The sequence below is a fragment of the Hydrogenophaga bisanensis genome, assembly GCF_042665135.1.
Taxonomy (GTDB): domain Bacteria; phylum Pseudomonadota; class Gammaproteobacteria; order Burkholderiales; family Burkholderiaceae_C; genus Hydrogenophaga; species Hydrogenophaga bisanensis.
The window spans coordinates 63410-79999 of record NZ_JBHTBX010000004.1; the positions used below are offsets into that span (position 1 = coordinate 63410).

Consider the following 16590-nt stretch of genomic DNA (forward strand, 5'->3'; position numbering starts at 1 on the left):
ATGGCCGAGGTCCATTCCGAACAACTGCTCAGCGAGGTCGCGGCACTGCCCGCGCTGCCCGGCGTCTACCGCTATTTCGACGCCCAGGGGCAACTGCTCTATGTGGGCAAGGCGCGCAACCTGAAGAAGCGCGTCAGCAGCTACTTCCAGAAGAACCACGACGGCACCCGTATCGGCCACATGGTCAGCCGCATTGTGCGGATGGAGACCACGGTGGTGCGCTCCGAGGCCGAGGCGCTGCTGCTGGAAAACAACCTCATCAAGACCCTGAATCCGCGGTTCAACATCCTGTTCCGCGACGACAAGAGCTACCCCTACCTCAAGATCACGGGCACGCGGGAGACCTGGCGCACGGCTGGTCCTGGCGCGGCCCCGGCCATCCTGTTTCCGCGCATGGCCTACTACCGGGGCGTGGTCGATCGGCGCCACAGCTACTACGGTCCCTATCCCAGTGCCTGGGCGGTCAAGGAGTCGATCACGCTGCTGCAGAAGGTGTTCCGGCTGCGCACCTGCGAGGACACCGTCTTCGCCAACCGGACGCGGCCTTGCTTGCTGTACCAGATCAAGCGATGCAGCGGTCCCTGCGTCGATCTGATCCATGTCGAGGACTACGCGCGCGATGTGACCGCCGCCGAGCGGTTCCTGCGCGGAGAGACCCAGGCCGTGCTGGACGAGTTGCAGGACCGGATGATGGCGCACGCCGAGAAGCTGGAGTTCGAGCAGGCCGCTGAAATCCGCAACCAGATGGCGGCCCTGTCGCGGGTGCTGCATCAGCAGGCCATGGACACCGCCAGCGACCGCGACGTGGACATCCTGGCCGTCAAGGTTCAAGGGGGCAAGGCCTGTGTCAACCTGGCCATGGTGCGGGGCGGTCGACACCTGGGTGATCGGCCTTACTTTCCGGCCCATGTGGACGACGCCACACAGATCGATGAAGGCATGGAGGCTGAGACCGAGAGCGATCGGGTGGCCGATCCGGCGGAGCGTCTGCACATTCGCGTGCTGGAAGCCTTCATTGCCCAACACTACCTGGGCGCTGCGCTGCCCCACACGCTGGTGACCAGCCACCCGGTCGGCAAAGGCCTGATCGACGCCCTGATCGAGCAATCTGGCGCCCGCGTCCATGCGGTGCACCAGCCGCGCGAACACCGGCGCGCCTGGCTGGACATGGCACAGAAGAATGCCGAGATCGCGCTGGCGCGACTGCTGGCTGAAGAGGGCTCCCAGCAGGCACGCACCCGCGCGCTGGCCGAAGCCCTGGGTCTGCCCGACGACAACCTGGACGAACTGCGCATCGAGTGCTTCGACATCTCCCACACCGCCGGAGAGTCCACGCAGGCCTCCTGCGTGGTGTTCGAGGGCCACAAGATGCAGAACAGCCAGTACCGGCGCTACAACATCGACGGCATCACGCCGGGGGATGACTACGCGGCGATGCGCCAGGTGCTGCTGCGGCGATACGGCAAGATCGCCCAGGCGCTGCGCGCAGAGCGTGGCGACGAATTGCCTGCGCCGCGTGAGACCGGTGCTGCCGATGACGCCGCCGATGCACCCGGCACCGAGGTGGTCGAGCCGGCTGGCGAGGCACCGAAGGGACCGAGGATGCCGGATCTGGTCCTCATCGACGGCGGCAAAGGGCAGGTCAGCATGGCCCGGGAGGTGTTCGTTCGACTCGGCCTGGACCTGTCGCTGATCGTGGGCGTCGAGAAGGGTGAGGGCCGAAAGGTCGGTCTGGAGGAGTTGGTGTTCGCCGATGGACGCGAGAAGGTGTACCTGGGACACGATTCCGCGGCGCTGATGCTGGTGGCCCAGATCCGCGACGAGGCGCACCGCTTCGCCATCACCGGCATGAGGGCGCAGCGGGCCAGGGTGCGCACCGGTGGCAGCAAGCTGGAAGACATTCCGGGTGTCGGTCCCAAGAAGCGCGCCCGGCTGCTCCAGCGCTTTGGCGGCGTGCGTGGCGTGGCCTCGGCCAGCGTCGAGGATCTGGCTACCGTGGAAGGCATTTCCGCAGAACTCGCCGACACCATCTACCGTGCACTGCACTGAGCCCCCACGCTCCGCCGCTGCGCGGGTCGCTGCCCCCCGAGGGGGCTGATCCGGCTTGGGGCGGCCCGGCGCCGGATCAACACTTCTGCAGCCACGCTACTCCATAATGTCGCCATGTTCTTCAACCTTCCCACCCTGCTGACCTGGGCGCGCATCGTCGCCATTCCCCTGATCATCGGGGTCTTCTACTGGGAGGGCATGAGCGTCGCCCAGCAGAACCTGATCGCGACCGTGCTGTTCGTGGTGTTTGCGCTGACCGACTGGGCCGACGGCTACCTGGCGCGCAAACTGAACCAGACCTCGGCCTTTGGTGCCTTCCTTGATCCGGTGGCCGACAAGTTCCTGGTGTGCGCCAGTCTGCTGGTGCTGGTGCACCTGGACCGTGCCAACGTGTTCGTGGCTTTGATCATCATCGGCCGCGAGATCGCGATTTCGTCCTTGCGGGAGTGGATGGCCATCATCGGCGCCACCAAGAGTGTCGCGGTCCACATGATCGGCAAGATCAAGACCTCGGTCCAGATGGCGGCGATTCCTTTTCTGCTGTTCAATGGACAGCTGTTTGGCGTGATCGACACGCACCTGTGGGGGACCTGGCTGATCTGGGCCTCGGCCGTGCTGACGATCTGGTCGATGGTCTACTACCTGCAGAAGGCCTTGCCCGAGATCCGCGCCCGTTCGCGATGAATGCGCCTGTGCCTGCGGGCGACAACCAATGGATCCGGGCCATGCCCTGGGTGTTCGTGCTGATCTGGAGCACCGGCTTCATCGTGGCGCGCTATGGCATGCCGCATTCGCCGCCGATGTCCTTTCTGGCGGTTCGCTACACCTTGTCCATCCTGTGTTTCCTGCCGTGGATCTGGTTGGCCGGCGTGCGCTGGCCCACCAGCCGCCAGCAGTTCCTGCACCTGTCCATCACCGGTATCCTCATGCACGCCGGTTACCTGGGCGGTGTGTGGGCCGCCGTCAAGGCGGGCATGGGCTCGGGCTTGTCCTCGCTGATCGTCGGTCTGCAACCGGTGCTCACTGCCATCTGGCTCAGCAGCATGGGTGGCGCCGGTCAGCAGCCCAGCCGGCGCCAATGGGTCGGACTGGTCCTTGGTTTTGCCGGTCTGGTGCTGGTGGTGTCGCGCAAGTTCACCGATGGCGGCCCCGGCGACACCGCGACCTGGACAAACCTGTCGTTTGCGGTGATGGCACTGTTCTCGATCACCATCGGTACGCTCTATCAGAAGCGTTACGTTCAGCCTTGCGATGTGCGCACGGCGAACGCCGTGCAGCTCTCTGCCGCCCTGCTGGTGACCCTGCCACTGGCCCTGATGGAGGCCGAGTCCATGCGCTGGAATGCCGAACTGGCGGGCGCCATGGCCTGGTCGGTGCTGGGGCTGACGCTGGGAGGGAGTTCGTTGCTGTACATGCTCATCCAGCGTGGCGCGGCTGCGTCGGTCACCAGCCTGATGTACCTGGTGCCGCCTTGCACCGCGCTCATTGCCTGGGTCCTGTTTGCGGAGCCCATCACCGTCACCACCGTGGCGGGCACGGCCCTCACGGCTTTCGGCGTGAGCCTGGTCGTGCGCCCGCCGCGCTGACCGGTCGCCAGGGTTCGGCGCGAAAGCGCTCGGCCAGGAACTCCACCATCAATCGGATCCGTCCGGGTATCTGTGGCCGGTAGGGTGCCAGCCAGTGGATGTCCGCATCCGGCATGGACCAGTCGGGCAGCACCTGAATGAGCTTGCCCTGCGAGAGCAGCGGCGCCACATCCCAGAGGCTGCGCAGCATGATGCCTTTGCCCGCCAGGCACCAGTCGCGCACCACCTCGCCGGCATTGCTGGACAAGGGGCCACGCACCGGCACATGCCTTGGTTGACCGCCTGCCTGCCGCAAGTGCCAGTGATCCACCCGCTGGCCTGGTTCCAGGTTCTCCCTCACGACCAGACAGTCGTGCTGGGTCAGGTCCTGCGGGTCCGCGGGCATTCCGCGCCGGCGAAGATACCCGGGCGACGCCACCATCACCCGCTGGTTGCGGGCCAGACGTCGCGAAGTCCATTCCGCCTGTCGTGTGAGGGGCGCATGCCAGAGCCAGATGGCGCCGTCGTAACCGTCGACCGCCAGGTCAGGCAACTGTTCTGTCAGGTGCAACTGGATGCTGACCGCGGGATACAAGGCCTGGAAGTCGGCCAGGGCGGGGGCGACCCAATGCCGGCCAAACCCGAAGGTGGCCACCAGGCGGATGGGGCCTGAGGGCGCCGAGCGGCGTTCCCGCATCTCGGACTCGGCCGCGTCAAAACCCTGCAGCAGCACGCGGGCGTGGTCACACAGGGACTCTCCCTCCGCCGTGGCTGTCACGCGTCGGGTGCTGCGCTGAAACAGCCTGACCCCCAGTTGCGCCTCCAGCGCCGCCAGTCGCCGGGTCACCCCGGGGGGCGTCAGACCCAGGGTACGGGCGGCGCCGGCCAGGCTGCCCTGCTGCCGGATGGCGGTCACCAGTTCCAGATCCAGTCGGTCCATTATTGATTTTCAGGCAACGATCAGTTGCAGGATTATTTCACCGGAACAGCTTAAGCTGGAGGCCTTCACTCATCCACACCAACGGAGCGCATCCATGAGCCAGCCCCACCGCATTGCCGTCATCGCCGGCGACGGCATCGGAACCGAAGTCATGCCCGAAGGCATCCGGGTCCTTGATGCCGCCGCCCGGCGCTTCGGGATCGGTCTGCAGTATGACCACTTCGACTTCTCCAGCTGCGACTACTACGAGAAGCACGGAAAGATGCTGCCGGACGACTGGAAGGCGCAGATCGGTGGGCACGATGCCATCTATTTCGGCGCCGTGGGCTGGCCGGACAAGGTGCCGGACCACATCTCGCTGTGGGGCTCTCTGCTCATGTTCCGGCGCGAATTCGACCAGTACGTGAACCTCCGTCCCGCACGGCTGATGCCCGGCGTGACTGCCCCGGTGGTTCGCCGAGACGGCAGTCCGCGTCAGCCCGGCGAGATCGACATGATCATCGTTCGCGAGAACACCGAAGGCGAATACAGCAGCATCGGCGGGCGCATGTATGCCGGGACCGAGCGCGAGATCGTGATGCAGGAGACGGTGATGTCCCGCCACGGTGTCGACCGCGTGCTGCGCTATGCCTTCGAGGTGGCGCGCTCACGTCCGAAGAAGCACCTGACCAGTGCCACCAAAAGCAACGGCATCGCCATCACCATGCCGTACTGGGACGAGCGGGTCGAGGCGATGGCCAGGGAGTACCCGGACGTGAAGGTCGACAAGTTCCACATCGATATCCTGACGGCGCATTTCGTGCAGCGTCCGGATTTCTTCGACGTGGTGGTGGGCAGCAACCTGTTCGGGGACATCCTGTCGGACCTCGGGCCGGCATGCACAGGCACCATCGGCATTGCGCCCAGCGCCAACCTCAACCCGGATCGACGGTTCCCGTCGCTGTTCGAGCCGGTGCATGGTTCGGCGCCCGACATCGCGGGCAAGGGCATTGCCAACCCGATCGGGCAGATCTGGTGCGGGGCCATGATGCTGGATTTCCTGGGCCATCGTCAGGCACACGATGCCATCCTGGGTGCCATCGAGTCGGTGCTGGAGCCTGGCAGCCAGGCGCCCCGCACACCGGACCTGGGGGGCACGGCCAGCACGACCGAACTGGGGCAGGCCATCGCCGATGCGGTGGCGCAACGCTGATCGTCACAACCTTGACGTGAAGCTTACGCAAGGACGCGGTGTGGCCGCCTTCGCGGTCAGTGAAAACGTCTAGAATCACGCCTCCCGAGACGGCGGCGACCGCTCATGGGGCTCGCATGTATTGACAGTCCGTCGAGGGCATGGGTCTAATCAGACAGCGCCTGCAGGATTGCGATTCATGCGGTGCCCAGCATGACATTCATGCCGGGTCGATGCCTACCCGGCACCGGCCCTTCTTCGGTCCAACCGGTACTCCAACACTTCATGAGGGGCTATTTGTGAACAAAACAGAACTCGTCGAACACATCGCCAAGAATGCCGACATTTCCAAGGCGGCCGCTACCCGCGCCCTGGACTCGACCATCGCCGCCATCCGCACCACGCTCAAGAAAGGCGGCACCGTGTCGCTGGTGGGCTTCGGTTCCTTTGCGGTGACCAAGCGCCCGGCACGCAAGGGTCGCAATCCCCGCACCGGCGAAGAGATTAAAATCAAGTCTGCTAAAGTGCCGAAGTTCCGCCCGGGCAAGGCACTCAAGGATGCGCTGAACTGATCAGCCATCTGCAAGTTAACGGTGGGGTGCTTAGCTCAGTCGGTAGAGCGGCGCCCTTACAAGGCGTAGGTCGGCGGTTCGACCCCGTCAGCACCCACCAAGGCACAAAAGGCGAACACGGGTTCGCCTTTTTTGTTGTTTTTCCGGGCATCGGGCCGGCAGCGGTCATCAGTCCCTTCTGTCAGTAGCAGGATATTCACGGCATGTTCGAGTCCATTCGCAATCACAAGAAGTTCTTCATGGGCTTCCTGCTGATTCTCATCATCCCGTCCTTCGTGCTGTTCGGCATCGAGGGGTACACCCGGTTCAACGAGCAGACCGAGCCGGTGGCCACGGTGGACGGGCATGACATCACCAAGGCCGAGTGGGAGCAGGCCCATCAGGCCGAGGTCCAGCGCCGCCAGCAGGAGTTGCCCGGTGTCGATGTGAAACTGTTCGACACCGAGCAGGCCCGCTACGCCACCCTGGAGCAGCTGGTGCGTGACCGAGTGGTGGCGCTGGCCGTGGACAAGCAGCATCTCTACACCAGTGACCAGAAGCTCGCGCGTGAACTTCAGCGCAACGAGATGATTGCCACCCTTCGCCGCCCTGATGGCACGCTGGACGTCGATGCCTATCGGCAACTGGTGGGCGCTCAGGGCATGACGCCCGAAATGTTCGAAGCGCAGGTGCGTGCCGACCTGTCGCGCCAGCAACTGGTCGCGGGCCTGGCGGGTACGGCGTTCTCGCCCAAGGCGGTGGCCGACCGTGCCCTCAACGCCTTCTTCGAGCGTCGCGATGTGCGCGTGCGCCAGTTCAAGGCGGCCGATTTTGTGAACAAGGTCAATCCCACGGACGCCGACATCGAAGCCTTCTACACGGCCAACACCGCCATGTTCCAGGCACCCGAGCAGGTGGACGTGGAATACCTGGTGCTGGATGCGGCGGCGATTGCCAAGGACATCACGCTCAATGAAGCCGATCTGCGCAAGTACTATGACGAGAACGCCGCCCGGCTGGCCGGCCCCGAGGAACGGCGGGCCAGTCACATCCTGTTGACCTTCGAGGCCGGTGCCTCGCAGGCGGACAAGGACAAGGTCAAAGCCAAGGCGCAGTCGGTCCTGGAGCAGGTCCGCAAGAATCCCGCCGGGTTTGCCGACATCGCCAAGACCGAATCGCAGGATCCCGGTTCGGCCTCGCGTGGGGGTGATCTGGACTTCTTCGGCCGGGGCGCCATGGTCAAGCCGTTCGAAGAAGCCGTGTTCGCCATGAAGAAGGGTGACATTTCCGACCTCGTGGAAAGCGAGTTCGGATATCACATCATTCAGCTGACCGATGTCCGCGCCCCCAAGACCAAGAGCTTCGAGGAACTGCGGGCATCGCTGGAGTCCGACCTCAAGAAGCAGCAGGCGCAGAAGCTGTTCAGCGAGAAAGCCGAAGCCTTCAGCAACATGGTCTACGAGCAGTCGGACAGCCTCAAGCCCGCCGCTGACGAGTTCAAGCTGCCTTTGCGCACGTCGCAGGGTCTGACCCGCCAGGCGGGTCCCCAGGCGGGTGTGCTGGCCAACCCCAGGGTGATCGAGGCGCTGTTCTCGGCCGAGTCGGTCGAGAAGAAGCGCAACACCGAGGCCATCGAACTGGGCAACAACCAGCTGCTGTCGGCCCGGGTGGTCAATCATCAGCCTGCCCGGACCATGCCCCTGGCCGAGGTCCGTGACACGGTCCGCGCACGCCTGGTGGCCCAGAGCTCGGCCGAACTGGCCCGTGAGGAGGGTGCCCGTCAACTCGATGCCATGCGCCAAGCCGCCGATGACAAGGCCATGGGGGCGGTGCAAACGGTCTCCCGTGACAAGGATGCAGGCCTGCCCGCCGCGGTGCTCGATGCGGCACTCAGCGCCGACCCGCGACAACTGCCTGCCTGGGTGGGCGTCACGCTGGGTGACCAGGGCTATGCCCTGGTGAAGGTGGAGAAGATTCTTGAGCGCGAGGCACGCGAGCCGCAGGCGCTGGCGGAGGAAATGCGCCAGTACAACCAGTGGTGGGCTGCTGCGGAGGCGCAGGCCTATTACGACTGGCTCAAGCAGCGTTTCAAGGTCAAGATGCTGGTGCCCGCCCCCAAATGAGGTTCCGGTATGGAGTCTGGTGAAAAGGCCAGACTTCGCGCTATAATGCAAGGCTCACGGTGGCTGTAGCTCAGTTGGTAGAGTCCAGGATTGTGATTCCTGTTGTCGTGGGTTCGAGTCCCATCAGCCACCCCAGGTAACATAAGGAAACCCTGCTATCCAAAAGGTAGCGGGGTTTTTTCTTTTCCGCTGCTTGTAGGCAATCTGTAGGCAAGTTGTCCGAATGCAGCCCCAGCGCCAACGACAAAAGTCCCACGGCGGGGGGCTTGGCGAATGTCACCACGGATGATGTGTAACGCCTGCAACAGTTGTTAGACTGTCCAAAACAGGGGGTAGCCATCATGGGCATCATCAGACAGATTTGGACCGGACGGGCTGGATTGGCTCGCACCTACTGGCTCTATGGCGTAGTCGTCAGCTTCGGGATTGGCTTCGCTTTGACCTTCGTCACTCCTGGCAGCGTGAGTGCCAAGCTGATGTTGTTGCCTCTGCTGGCCTATTTCATCATCCTGAATGTAGGCATCTGGCGCTCGGCCAGTCTGTATGAAGGGCCGAAAGTCTGGGCCGTGCTGGCAAAGATGGCGGTTGCCGCGTGGCCTGCGATTCTCATTGTCGGAACAATCCTTGGCCTAGTTCTGCCCATGGTCGACACCCGAGAACAACAAAAGGCGGTCAAGTCGTCCGATGCTGAGTGGTGGAAGCAAGATACCCCGGTCGGGCCCGCAAAGCAGGAAGTCTCACCGTATCCCGGACTAAAGCCGTTCACGGGAAAGCTGGATGGAGAGCAGCCACCGTCTTTGGAAGAAGCAAAGTACTGGACACAAGAAAACACGGGAACCATTGAAAATGGTCCTTGGCTGGCGCACGCGCCTGCGGGTTCGCGCTTTTGCCGACTGAGTGATGGGTCTATCGTTGTCGTATATCCACCCGGCATGAAACCGAGCGCTGAGGCAGCAAATGTATTTTGTGCCAATGTCAGCGTCACATCGCCACAAGAACTTGGGCATGCGTCTTCTAGCAGTCTCAGACCAAAGTCGCCCGATGCTGAATTGAAGTTCGACCCGTCAACTGCAAGACTGGCCGAATAAGTCGTCCGATGCTGAGTGGTGGAAGGCAGGACCTGCAAAGCAAGAAGTCTCCCCGTATCCTGGACTCAAGCCATTTACGGGCAAGCTAGACGGCGAGTAGCCACCAGCCAAACTTTGCGTGCTAAAACCCGCCACCATTTCGGCCATGTTTCTTGTGCCCCAGAACAATGGCCCAAGCCCTTGCATGCACTGATGTACCCGGCTTGAGGGCAGCCAGTCGCACGGCACGTTCAGCATCCGACAACGAACGCCTGCGCACATTGGTCCGTGTCGCTTCAAGCTGCGACAAACGCCTTTCAAGGTTTGGCATGTTCAGGGTCATCCTTCACGACAGGGAGCGCACTTGGGCGGCGACCAACCAGCGTCAGCACGGCGGTGTACATGCCCTTGGTGAACATTGGGAACGTCCCGGCATGCGCGAGCAGTTCCGCATCCGTCATCCTGTTCAGGTGAAAGCAGGTGACAGCCTGTTCCATCTTGGTGACGCGGGATTCAAGGGCCGACATGAGCAAGCTCCCTCCGTGAGCGAACTAGAAACTGCACTTCTGTTTCATCGTCGAGACGGTCTATGGTGAAGTCGCCACACCGCAGCCCAACCAGCCCCAGTGTTGGACTGACGAACTGCACCACGCTGGTCGGTGATTTCACCGCGCCGTGAACCTGCTCCAGCCGTTCGATGCGTTTCTCAAGTGCTGACATTTTTTTTCTCCAAGGCAGCCACACGTTCGGCTAGTTCATCAATCTCGGTCACGCGGGCCAGTGCACCGATGGCACCGACCAGCGCGGCCCCTTGCCCCGGCGCAAGCTCACCAGAAGCAACAGAAGCCAGCACAGCACGTCCTTGCTCAGTCAGTGACCCATCGGGCAGGGTCAACGGCTGGGGCGGTTCTATGGCCTTCAGCGGGGCTATGGTGCGCTCCAGCAACAGGCGGGCGGCGCCCACATCGCCATCAAGGGCGCGGGCCATCATCGCGGCCAGCAGTTCAGGTACACGGTCCGCAATGGCGGCGCGCAGCTTTGCCACTTCCCCCGAACCTTTGGGCTTGCCTGCCGGGTTGCCACTCTCGCCAGGCTTCCACCTGCCGGGTCGTTTTCTCGTGTCAGTCATCTTGATTCCTTCCTGATTTTTCAGTTGTTCAGGTGCGCGAACACATCCCGCAAGTCACGCGCTACGAAGGCCACGCCACCAGCGCACCGGATGCGCTCAATAAACGCAGCTTGCTCAGTGCTCACGCGTCCTGCCTTCGCTTTCACTTCCACACCCAGCAGGCGGCCATCTTTCAATTGCCCCAGCACATCAGGGCAGCCCGGCCAGCCAAAACGGATAAAGCGGTTGCCCACCTTTGCGGCCCCGCTGTTCATGCGCTCAGCCCATGCCACGGCGGGATGTGCTCGTAATGCCTTCAGGACTTCCACCAGGGCGGCAGCCTCGGGGCGGCGGTTGGTTTGGGGCGTCTGTATTTCATCCCCCAGCAAGTCAGTGCCAGCAGCAGGTGCGGGGCAGGTGCGGATTGGTGCACCCCTATAGGGTGCTGCACTCATCTGCACCTTTTTTGCCCGGCGGTGCGGATTGGTGTTTGCATCAGTTCGCACCATTTCGCACCTCCACATTGGCCGTCACAATCCCGATGCACTCCAACACCTGCCCGGCCACCACCAGCTTTTTAAGCTCGCGGTACACGGCGCTTTTGTCGTACAGCGGCTGGAAGTGTTCCACCACCTCGCGCTTTTTCTTTCCGGCGGGTTGGGTGCGCAGGTACTCCAGCACAGCCCCGCCCACCTCAGATAAGCGCTTGCCCTGGGGCTTGTCTGGCGCGTCAGCAGGCACCACCACACAGGACGTGGCAGGTGCTCCCCATTTGGTGCTTCCCAGCGTCACCGTGTCCAGGCGAAATCCGATGCGCTGCCCCTTGGTGCTTAAATCCCGTTGCTTTGTGATTTCAGCGCACCGGCCAGCAGGCGAGTCCGTCACCTCGATTTCGGTGTCCACGGCGGCGCGGATGCCACTCCAGCCACGCGCACCATTGGCGGCAGCTTTCCCGCTATGGTGAATCAGCAGAAAGTGCGCATTGCAGGCGCTGCGGATGCGGTCAAAGCGGCGCACCACCAGACCCATGTCCTGCCCGGCGTTCTCGTTCGCCCCGGCGCTCAGGCGTGCCAGTGTGTCGCCCACTATCAGGCGCACCTTTTGCCCTCGCTGGCGCTCTAGCTGGCGCACCACCGATATGACGGCCTCGGTGTCTGCATCACCATCAAACAAGTCGATAGGGCTCTGCACAATGGCGAAGTTCGGAACCCTCACCCCGTGGTGTCGTTGATAGGCTTGCAGGCGGCTGCGCACGGATGCGGGGCTTTCGGCAGCCAGGTACACCACCAGTCCCGGCTCGGTGTTGCGGCCCATCCATTGCACGCCACGCGCCACAGCGGCGGCCATGTCGATGACGAAAAAGGTCTTCCCGCTGTTGCTGTCACCGTACAGCACGGAGCCATCGCCAGCAGTTAAAACACCTTCCACCAGTTCGTCAGGCGGCGTGAAGGTTTCGGGTAACTCATCGGCAAAGGCCACAGACAAGGGCAGCGGCGGCGGTGCGGGCTCTGTTGCAGCCTCCAGCAGTGCGGCCAGCACGTCGCCCCCTTCACGCTGGGCAAGGTCATTCGCGTCAAAGTTACGTTCTTCACCCTTGGGCATGTAGGCCACGGCGCATTGCAGGGCCTGGGCAATGTCTGCGGCGCTTTCTTCCTTGCCCACGTCAGGCACCAGCACCAGCCGGGCGGATGCGTCACTCTGGCGCAGTTCTTCGGCCACCTTGCGCACATTACCCCAGCCGAAAGCCACCACGGCGGCATGCCCGGTTGCCTGCCAGCAGGCCCACGCAGTCCCGATGCCCTCGCACAGATACAGCGGCGCACCGGCCACCATGTCGCCCACCGTGAAGGATGCCCCGACCATCGGCACACCGGGCAGGTTCAGCTTCTTTCCGGCACCAGGCGGTGGTATCAGTTGCAGGCTTTGCAGTTCACCTTCTGGGGCATAGGCTGGCACCACCAAAGCCCCGGCCATGCTCTGCCCGGCAATGCGCAGCGGGTCGCCAGCGGGCACCACGCGCAGCCCATCCAATGGCGCACCGGCGGCGTGCTTTGCCACGATGTAGGCATGCTCGGCTGTAGCGGCTTCGCAGCGGCCCCACACCTCGGCAGGGCTCATGCCTGGGGCTGGCTTGCGCGGCGGCTCTGCGTGCTTCCTGGGGGCTTGCATGGGCCTTTGTTGTGGCCTTTCACCCATGCGCCATCCATGCTCGGCGGCCACGCGGTAAAGCGTCCCAGCCCCTACACCCTTGCCCGGCTTGATGCTGCGCCACACCTCACGGCAGGCTCTGGCGTCATAGTTGCCAGCCCCGGCGCTCCAGGCGTCGAAGTCATCAAAGCTTACTCCAGCAGCATGTGCACCCATACCCACCTTCACCCACTCATCGCGGGGCAGGTCGGGCGGGATAGATTGCAGCGCGTTGATTGCTTTTGTTGCATCGGTCATCACGCTGCGCCCCCATTCAGCGCCAGGGCTTGCGCGGTGTACTTCGGGTCCAGGCAGTACAGCGCAATCACACGGTCGGGGCTTTGCTCGGTCGGGCTCGGCACCTCGATGGTTTCCACCGGCCAGCCCAAGGTGCGCAGGGTGAATATCACGGCACCCAAACGCCAGGATTGCGTGCTGTTCTCGAAGTCGGGATGGTCAATCATTTGGCCATCCATCAGCATGCCCAGCGCCTTGTCGGCAAGGGTTCCACGCGTCGGCCATGTAGGGCAAAATGGCGGCGGCGGCAGAAACGAAAGTTGCTCACCGTAAGCCCCTGCTACTTTGGACGGTTCGGGGGCTTTTCTTTTGGGGGCTGTCATCACCGGTCCCCTTTCTTGCGAAGCCAGCAGGACGGCATGGCGCACCACAAGCGCACCAGCAGGCGGTTGATAGCGGCCACCATCACGCCACTCCCAGTACGCGGCGAAGCTCGGCCACCGGCCACGCTAGGCGGCCATTGATGCGGATTGGACGGATGGGGCCATCTTCACGGCAGGCCCAAATGCGCAGTGTCTGCTGTGCGCGGTTAAGGTGCCCGGCGGCCTCTGGTGTCGGCAGTGCTGTGCGTGTTTCCTGCGCCAGCGGTGTGAGTTGAATAGTCTTTGCAGCCATATTTAAACCCTCGGGTTTGTTTTACATGGCTCCATTTCGATGGCGGGGTTTGTCTGGCGCTTGCAACCCCGCCCGCTTTCACTCTGCAACCCCGCCAGGTCGGGGCAGTCAACCCCGCCCGGTCGGCGTTATTGCCCCGGTCAATCGGGGCTCCTTGGGTCGGCTACTGATTTCAGGTTGTAGACCTTCGGGAAGTGCCTCTCCAGCAGCTCCCATGCTTTATCGGGACTCAGCTTTCGGCCTTTGCGGCGCTTGGGATTTGCCAACCATTGCATAACCTCAAACGGACAGAAAAGCGGTTCAGCAGTACGTCCTCGCATCCCTTGCCCAGCCACTTTGCGGGAGGCCTGCAATGCTGGGGTGTCGGTCAAATTGTTGAACCATGTGGAGTCCATGCCCGTGAAGCTTCCAAAGGCTGCAATCAGTTGGTCGCGCGAGGCCAACATCGAACGGTTATGTACAGCCGTATTGCTGGCTTCGTTCGGGACCAAAGTCGCAGACTGCACCGCAGTGACAGCATCCGCAGTCAAATGGACGACGGCCATTGAAATTTCTTGACGGTGGCGTGCTCCTCTCTCCATTGCCAAAAGTGCGTAGTCCCGCAACATACATCCATCTGGATGGCTCTTGGCCGTGTCCTCCAAAATGCGTGCCAACAATTGCACCTCTGCACTGTCAGCGCACGCTTTCAGGTTCAACGGGTCTTCACCGCATAAGAGCCTAGCGGCTTCCAGCGGTCGCACCTCCATCTTTTTGGCCCACTGCTCAATATCCAATCCACCACATGTGCCATAGAAGGCGAGCGTGAATGCAGCGTCCCCCGCAGGTGTCGGTACAAATCCCTCGAAAACCAGGCGCTGAATTTCCGGGTCAGAAATGACCGGGTCAAAGTCCAACGCCACCAGCCGTTCGTGTGCTTCATCATCAACCGGTACCATGTTCTTCAAAAGAGTCTCACCGTCCGGCCCGTACCGCATGCAATGCATCGGCTCAAACTCATCTTTCCAAACGTAAACGCCAGCAGGGAGTATTTCGAGTGCTCTTCGCCGCCACTCCAGCAAGCCTGTTGCCGGTGTGTTACCTGTGGCCTTCATGGATTCGTTCAGGGCGGTGAACTGCCAACAAACCTCGTTTTCCCACTCTCTTGCGGGAATTGGGCGCGAGCCTTCATAACACCGAAAGGCCTGTAGCCCTTTGAAATGAGGCTCGCCCTCGTTCCAAGCCAGCGCCTGCGCAACAACGTCAGGACTCATCGTTTCCCAGTGGGTCAGCAATGGAATCGCCCGAACAGGCACGGCCTCACGGTCACCAATTTTGATAATAACTTTCACCCTCGCACTCCCTTATTGCAACCCTGAAAAGGTGCCCCAGCAGGCGGGCAGGGAAACCCGCTTTTCGGTTCGCGGGCCTAGCTGGGGCAATCAGAGTCCAGAGGCGAGCTACGTCTTCATGAAGCCCTTGCTCACCCAGTTCAAGTTGGTCATGCTTATCCCATCCTTGTTTGATTAGGTACAGAGTACGTTATCCGAGTACGTTATCCGACCACCCTAAGCTTGCCATTCTCGGCCTGTGTGTCGAACTTCACTCCGGCCTGTTCCAGAATCCACGCCTCGATGCGCTCATGGTGTACGCGCAGCAGTTCCAGCGGGCGCACCTTGTAATGCTTCTCTGCCGTGGCGCTGGGCTTGTGGCCTTGAATCTGAGCGACCACACCGGCGGGCACCTCCAGCCATTCGGTCAGACTGGCAAAGGAGCGGCGCAGACCATGCAGGGTAAGCCCCTCCAGCCCGGCAGCCTTGCAGGCCCGTGTGTGCGGGTTGTTGGGTTCTGTCAGGCGTCCGCTCGCGCTGGTGGGGCTGGAAAACACCCATTCATTGCGGCGGGGCAGGGCGGCCAGCAAGTGATGCATGTAGGGCGTTGCGGGAATCTCGCGCGTGCCTTCCACCTTGTCGCGGATGCTGATTCCCTTCCATTTGGTATTTATGTCCTCCCAGCGCAGCGCCAGGACTTCGCCAGGGCGGGCACCAGTCAGCAGCATCATTTGCAGGCTGGCGGCAATAACGGGGTTTTGTATCTGTTGCACGGCGGCAAACCATGCGGCCAGTTGCTCACGCTGCAACACATCAGATTTCGTGCCGGGTTTGCCCAGCGCCTCGCGTGCTTTCTTGGTCTTGGCTGGGTTCTTGTCAGGTAACAGCGGCGCATATTCCGGCTGTTCCGCACACCAAGTCAGAAACACGGTCAGCAGTCGCCACGCCAGCCGGGCGGATGATGGGCGGGTCTTGCCCTCGTTGGCTGCCCATCTTTCTATCGTGGCTTGGTCAAGGTCTTTCAGCGCCAAGGGCATCAGTGCGGCCAGCGGCCCCGGCTTGGTCAATTGCTTGCCTCCACCACGGCGGCCCGATGGCAAGCCCCCGGTCTTAGCTTTGTCGATATGGTCGCGATAGTGCAGGTCGCCCCAAAACGGGCGGCGCTTTTCTAGGTAGTCCGCCCAGACTTCGCCCACGGTAACTGCGGCCACTTTGTCAGCTTCCACCTTTGCAACGGCTGCGGCTTTGTCGGCAGCCTGGGCGGCCTGTTGCTGACGCTCAATCTCTCGGGGGTCTTGCCCACTGTCCACCAGCATCTTCAGGCGCTGCGCTTCGCCTCTAGCCTTTTCAATCGGCCAGTCGGCGGCAGTGCCAATGTTCACGCGCAGGGTTGCCCCGTTCAGGCGCGATTCAAACACGTAGGTTTTACGGCCCGTAGGCGTCACACGCAGCGCCAGGGCGGGGGCTTCGGTGTCCCATAGAAAAGCCTGGGACTTGCCAGCCGGGCAGGTGAAGGCGTCAACCCTGCCAGCGGTCAGCCTCACGCGGTTTTGTGGCTTGCTCATGGTGCCCCTTTGGAATCTGTAGGCAATCTGTAGGCAAATTCG

16 protein-coding genes and 2 tRNA genes are annotated in these 16590 nt (G+C 62.5%); 9 read left to right on the forward strand and 9 right to left on the reverse strand.

Features of this window, described 5'->3' with window-relative positions; genetic code table 11:
• The 3 genes from uvrC (at nt 1) to ACFQNJ_RS07285 (ending at nt 3635) form a co-directional block, all read left to right on the forward strand.
• Complete coding sequence (gene uvrC, locus ACFQNJ_RS07275; protein ID WP_382255522.1) at nt 1-2049, forward strand: excinuclease ABC subunit UvrC; 2049 nt, start codon at nt 1-3, stop codon at nt 2047-2049.
• 114 nt (nt 2050-2163) lie between these two features.
• Nucleotides 2164-2733, forward strand: coding sequence for a CDP-diacylglycerol--glycerol-3-phosphate 3-phosphatidyltransferase (gene pgsA, locus ACFQNJ_RS07280; protein ID WP_374639946.1), 570 nt, complete (start codon nt 2164-2166; stop codon nt 2731-2733).
• A complete protein-coding gene (locus ACFQNJ_RS07285) occupies nt 2730-3635 on the forward strand; it encodes a DMT family transporter (protein WP_382255524.1) in 906 nt (301 codons plus the stop codon). Before pgsA ends, ACFQNJ_RS07285 begins: the two co-directional genes overlap by 4 nt.
• On the opposite strand, the gene ACFQNJ_RS07290 is transcribed toward ACFQNJ_RS07285, so the two are convergent.
• Nucleotides 3592-4554: a LysR family transcriptional regulator gene (locus ACFQNJ_RS07290; RefSeq protein WP_382255527.1), complete on the reverse strand. Its 963-nt coding sequence runs from the start codon at nt 4552-4554 to the stop codon at nt 3592-3594. The genes ACFQNJ_RS07285 and ACFQNJ_RS07290 overlap by 44 nt on opposite strands.
• A gap of 94 nt (nt 4555-4648) precedes the next feature.
• Between ACFQNJ_RS07290 and ACFQNJ_RS07295 the strand changes: the two genes are divergently transcribed.
• From ACFQNJ_RS07295 to ACFQNJ_RS07320, 6 genes are all read left to right on the forward strand, one after another.
• Complete coding sequence (locus tag ACFQNJ_RS07295) at nt 4649-5746, forward strand: tartrate dehydrogenase (RefSeq protein WP_382255528.1); 1098 nt, start codon at nt 4649-4651, stop codon at nt 5744-5746.
• Between the two features lie 278 nt (nt 5747-6024).
• Nucleotides 6025-6297, forward strand: coding sequence for an HU family DNA-binding protein (locus tag ACFQNJ_RS07300; protein WP_374639950.1), 273 nt, complete (start codon nt 6025-6027; stop codon nt 6295-6297).
• 24 nt (nt 6298-6321) lie between these two features.
• A tRNA-Val gene (locus tag ACFQNJ_RS07305) sits at nt 6322-6397 on the forward strand.
• Between the two features lie 103 nt (nt 6398-6500).
• On the forward strand, nt 6501-8399 hold the full coding sequence (locus tag ACFQNJ_RS07310; protein ID WP_382255531.1) for a SurA N-terminal domain-containing protein: 1899 nt from the start codon (nt 6501-6503) through the stop codon (nt 8397-8399).
• A gap of 59 nt (nt 8400-8458) precedes the next feature.
• Nucleotides 8459-8534: transfer RNA gene (locus tag ACFQNJ_RS07315), tRNA-His, on the forward strand.
• Between the two features lie 206 nt (nt 8535-8740).
• Nucleotides 8741-9487, forward strand: a complete 747-nt coding sequence (locus tag ACFQNJ_RS07320; protein WP_382255534.1) for a hypothetical protein — start codon at nt 8741-8743, stop codon at nt 9485-9487.
• Between the two features lie 296 nt (nt 9488-9783).
• Here the strand turns inward: ACFQNJ_RS07320 and ACFQNJ_RS07325 are convergent, their stop codons facing one another.
• From ACFQNJ_RS07325 to ACFQNJ_RS07360, 8 genes are all read right to left on the reverse strand, one after another.
• Nucleotides 9784-9993 carry a hypothetical protein gene (locus ACFQNJ_RS07325; protein ID WP_382255537.1) on the reverse strand — a complete coding sequence of 70 codons (210 nt, stop codon included), beginning with the start codon at nt 9991-9993 and terminating at the stop codon, nt 9784-9786.
• Complete coding sequence (locus ACFQNJ_RS07330; RefSeq protein WP_382255540.1) at nt 9980-10186, reverse strand: hypothetical protein; 207 nt, start codon at nt 10184-10186, stop codon at nt 9980-9982. The genes ACFQNJ_RS07325 and ACFQNJ_RS07330 overlap by 14 nt, the downstream gene beginning before the upstream one ends.
• Nucleotides 10173-10595, reverse strand: a complete 423-nt coding sequence (locus tag ACFQNJ_RS07335) for a DUF5681 domain-containing protein (RefSeq protein WP_382255543.1) — start codon at nt 10593-10595, stop codon at nt 10173-10175. Before ACFQNJ_RS07335 ends, ACFQNJ_RS07330 begins: the two co-directional genes overlap by 14 nt.
• Nucleotides 10596-10615: 20 nt before the next feature.
• Nucleotides 10616-11083 (reverse strand): VRR-NUC domain-containing protein, encoded by a 468-nt coding sequence (locus ACFQNJ_RS07340; RefSeq protein WP_382255546.1) that lies wholly within the window; start codon nt 11081-11083, stop codon nt 10616-10618.
• On the reverse strand, nt 11070-13019 hold the full coding sequence (locus ACFQNJ_RS07345) for an AAA family ATPase (protein WP_382255549.1): 1950 nt from the start codon (nt 13017-13019) through the stop codon (nt 11070-11072). Before ACFQNJ_RS07345 ends, ACFQNJ_RS07340 begins: the two co-directional genes overlap by 14 nt.
• On the reverse strand, nt 13019-13381 hold the full coding sequence (locus ACFQNJ_RS07350; protein ID WP_382255552.1) for a hypothetical protein: 363 nt from the start codon (nt 13379-13381) through the stop codon (nt 13019-13021). Before ACFQNJ_RS07350 ends, ACFQNJ_RS07345 begins: the two co-directional genes overlap by 1 nt.
• A 432-nt stretch (nt 13382-13813) precedes the next feature.
• A complete protein-coding gene (locus ACFQNJ_RS07355) occupies nt 13814-15004 on the reverse strand; it encodes a hypothetical protein (RefSeq protein ID WP_382255554.1) in 1191 nt (396 codons plus the stop codon).
• A gap of 203 nt (nt 15005-15207) precedes the next feature.
• Nucleotides 15208-16548 (reverse strand): tyrosine-type recombinase/integrase, encoded by a 1341-nt coding sequence (locus ACFQNJ_RS07360; protein WP_382255557.1) that lies wholly within the window; start codon nt 16546-16548, stop codon nt 15208-15210.
• Between the last annotated feature and the right edge of the window lie 42 nt (nt 16549-16590).